Consider the following 3,318-nt stretch of genomic DNA (forward strand, 5'->3'; position numbering starts at 1 on the left):
CGGCGCGCCAGGCCGCGGTCGATCGCCAGCGTCTCGGTCGCCACGCGCCGCGCCCAGGGCCAGGCCGGCTGGCCGTGGCTGTCGCCGGCCAGCCCGAGCCGGTCGGCCAGCGCGCCGAGCAGGACCTGGGCCTCGTGCAGCGTGGCGAGCAGCGGATTGAGCCAGGCCTCGGGTGCCGCCAGGCTCATCGCGACGACAGCTCGCGGGCCCGCTCGCCGCGCGCGCTACCAGCTCGCATCGAGGCCGAGATGGGCGAGCGCGGTGCGGCGCAACTCCGCCAGGCGCGGGTCGCCGCGATGGCGCGGATAGGGCAGGTCGACCTCGAGCTCGGCGAGGATCCGCGCCGGGCGCGGCCCGAACACGACCACCCGCTGCGCGAGGAACAGCGCTTCCTCCACGTCGTGCGTGACCAGCAGGGCCGAGAAGCGCGCGCGCCGCCACAGCGCGACCAGCTCGCTCTGCATGGTCAGGCGCGTGAGCGAATCGAGCTTGCCGAGCGGCTCGTCGAGCACCAGCAATTGCGGATCGTTGACCAGCGCGCGCGCCAGCGCCACGCGCTGCGCCATGCCGCCCGAGAGCTGGTGCGGAAACGCGTCGGCGAACTCGCTCAGGCCGACGCGCGCCAGTTCCTCGTCGACGCGGTGCCGCTCGCGCCGGGCCAGGCCGCGCGCATCGAGCCCGAGCGCCACGTTGGCGCGCACGCGCCGCCACGGATACAGCGTCGGGTCCTGGAACACCACGATGCGCGACGGATCGGGCCGCTCGATCGGTTTGCCGTCCTGCCGGATCGAGCCGCGCGTGGCCGGCTCGAGGCCGGCCACCAGCTGCAGCAGGGTGGACTTGCCGCAGCCGCTGGGCCCGAGCAGGGCGACGAACTCGCCCGGCGCGACCGACAGCGAGACGTCGTCGAGCACGTGCAGCGGCCCCTTCGGGGTATCGAACCAGTGGCTGGCATGGCGGATGTCGATGCGCGCGCCGGCGACGGTCGAGGCATCGTCGCCGCGTGTCGCATCGGCATGGCGCTCGGCTTCGGCGTGGCGTGTCGCATCGACGTGGCGCTCGGCATCGACATGGCGCGGCGCATCGGCATAGCGCTCGGCATCGTCGTGGCGCGGCGCATCGGCATGGCTCTCGACATCGGCGCGGCGCGTGCTGTCCGCGTGACGCGCGGCTTCGATCGGCGTATCGGCGCCGCGTGCGGCGGGCGCCGGGGACAGCGTGGCGGGGCTCACCATTTGACGGTTCCTTTCTGCCAGGCGAGCGCGCGGTCGCGCAGCGCGAACAGCAGGGTGATGAGGCCCGAGAACAGCAGGGCCATGACGATCAGCGCCGCGTACATGTTGGTGTAGGAGGCCCAGCCCTGGGCCCAGGTCAGGTACCAGCCGAGGCCGGACTTCACGCCCATCATCTCGGCCACCACCAGCACCGTGAAGGAGGCGCCCAGCCCCATGAACAGGCCGACGAAGACTTGCGGCAGGGCGCCGGGAATCGCCACCCGCAGCACCAGGAAGCGCGAATTCGCGCCGAGCGTGCGGGCCACGTCGTAATAGGCCTTGCCGACGCCGGCCACGCCCGACCAGGTCAGCACGGCGACCGGGAAGCCGGTAGCCAGCGCGATCAGGAACACCGCGGCCGACCAGCTCGAGGGGAACAGGTAGAAGGCGAGCGGCAGCAGGGCGGTGGCCGGCAGCGGCCCGAGCACGCGCAGCACCGGATGCACCCAATAGCCGATCGCGCGCGACCAGCCGACCGAGACGCCCACCAGGAAGCCGATCGCGGCGCCCGTGGCCACGCCCACGCCGAGCAGCTTCAGCGAGTTGAGCGCGCTGCCGGCCAGCCGCGGGGCATCGTCGAGGTAGACCTCGATCAGCGCCTGCGGCGGCGCGAAGAAGGGCGTGGGCAGCCAGCCGGTCTTGGCGGTGGCGATTTCCCAGGCGGCCAGCAGCAGCGCGATCGCGGCCAGCCAGGGGCCGGCCGGTTGCAGGCGCGCCACCAGCGCGCGGCCCGGCGCGAGCAGGCGGCCCGCGATCGCCAGCAGCGCCAGCAAGGCCGCGACGGCCCAGCCGGCGAGGCCGATTTCCTCGGTATAGGCCCAGTCGGCGAAGCCCACCACGCGGTTCGGCCAGAGACAGGCGACGGCGCCGAAGGTCGTCCAGGCCAGCGCGGCGATCAGGCCCGTGCCCCAGACGAACGACTCGCGCGCGGCCGCCGACGTGTCGGCGGTGCAGGCGGAGCAGGCTGGCGCGGCCGGCTTGCCGGTCGGCGTTTCGGTGGTGGTCTGGGCTGTCGCCGCAGCCGGCTGCCGCGCGGCGTGCCGGTCGAGCGGGGTGGAGTCGAGCGTGGACATGATCCTCAGCCCAGTACGTTGGCGTAGACCGTCTGCGCGAAGCGTTGCGGATCGGTCGACTTGCGCATCACGCCGATGCGGCGGAAATCGTCGGCATAGAAGGCGATCTCCTGCTGCAGGTCGACATTGGTCGGATGATGCTCGTAGGTCAGCGTCGCGTAGAGCTTGCGCAGGTCCTCGGGGCTGACCTTGGGCGTGTACTTCGCGAACAGCCGGGCCGATTCGTTGGGGTTCTCGCGCGTGTAGTCGGTGGCCTCGACGATCGAGCGCGCCAGCGCGGCGGCGGCCGGCCGGTCGTTGCGCACCAGCTCGCCGCGCGCGCCGATCACGCAGCAGACCTTGTGCTGGTACTCGTCGGAGAGGTTGCTGGCGAGCTGCGTGTACTGGCCGGGGCTGCGCTTCTCCAGCAGGTAGAGGTTCGGGTCGCCGTCGGCGATCGCGTGGATCTCGCCCTTGTCGACGGCCGTGCCGAGCAGGTCGGCCGGGTACTGGCGCCAGGCGACGTCGCGCTCGGCGTCGATGCCGTGCCTGGCCAGCAGGATCGCGAAGAAGTGCTTGCCGGGCGAGGCCAGGTCGCTCACGCCGATGGTCTTGCCCTTGAGCGCGGCCAGCGAGGTGACGCCGGCCTTGTTGGCGCCCAGCAGGCGCACGCAGCCGCCATGCGAGCTGCCGATGATCTTCACGTCGAAGCCGGCCTCGAGCGGCTTGAGCCAGCGGTGGATCATGCCCACCGCCGCGTCGGCCTTGCCGGTCGCGATCGATTCGAGCAACTGGTCGGTCGAGCCCGAGTAGTTCACCAGCTCGACCGCGAGGCCGTTCTTCTCGAAGATGCCGCGCTCCTGCGCGACCACGATCGGCGTGAGGCAGAAGGCGGTCTGGTTCCAGGCGAACTTCAGCTTGCGCAGCGGCGGCGCCGACCAGGCGCTGCGGCCCAGCGCCAGCGCGGCGCCCGCCAGCGCGGCGGCGCCGGC

At 72.5% G+C, this 3,318-nt stretch carries 3 protein-coding genes and 1 pseudogene; all 4 read right to left on the reverse strand.

The features are described 5' to 3' along the window. Positions 1-188: pseudogene (locus tag F3J10_RS34975) on the reverse strand (cytochrome c); the annotation flags it as partial. A 36-nt stretch (positions 189-224) separates the two neighbouring features. Then, a complete protein-coding gene (locus tag F3J10_RS34980) occupies positions 225-1,235 on the reverse strand; it encodes an ABC transporter ATP-binding protein (RefSeq protein WP_167243991.1) in 1,011 nt (336 codons plus the stop codon). Continuing rightward, positions 1,229-2,347 carry an ABC transporter permease subunit gene (locus F3J10_RS34985; RefSeq protein WP_167243992.1) on the reverse strand — a complete coding sequence of 373 codons (1,119 nt, stop codon included), beginning with the start codon at positions 2,345-2,347 and terminating at the stop codon, positions 1,229-1,231. The genes F3J10_RS34980 and F3J10_RS34985 overlap by 7 nt, the downstream gene beginning before the upstream one ends. A 5-nt stretch (positions 2,348-2,352) precedes the next feature. Further along, positions 2,353-3,318: ABC transporter substrate-binding protein (locus F3J10_RS34990; RefSeq protein ID WP_167243993.1), on the reverse strand; the 966-nt coding region annotated here is incomplete at its 5' end.

It is taken from the genome of Burkholderia sp. Cy-637 (assembly GCF_011753175.1).
GTDB lineage: Bacteria > Pseudomonadota > Gammaproteobacteria > Burkholderiales > Burkholderiaceae > Burkholderia > Burkholderia gladioli.

What these genes read in the sequence shown, in the direction of transcription:
- F3J10_RS34985 (WP_167243992.1), bottom strand. Translation starts at nt 2,347, where the DNA reads ATGTCCACGCTCGACTCCACCCCGCTCGACCGGCACGCCGCGCGGCAG.
- F3J10_RS34980 (WP_167243991.1), bottom strand. Translation starts at nt 1,235, where the DNA reads ATGGTGAGCCCCGCCACGCTGTCCCCGGCGCCCGCCGCACGCGGCGCC.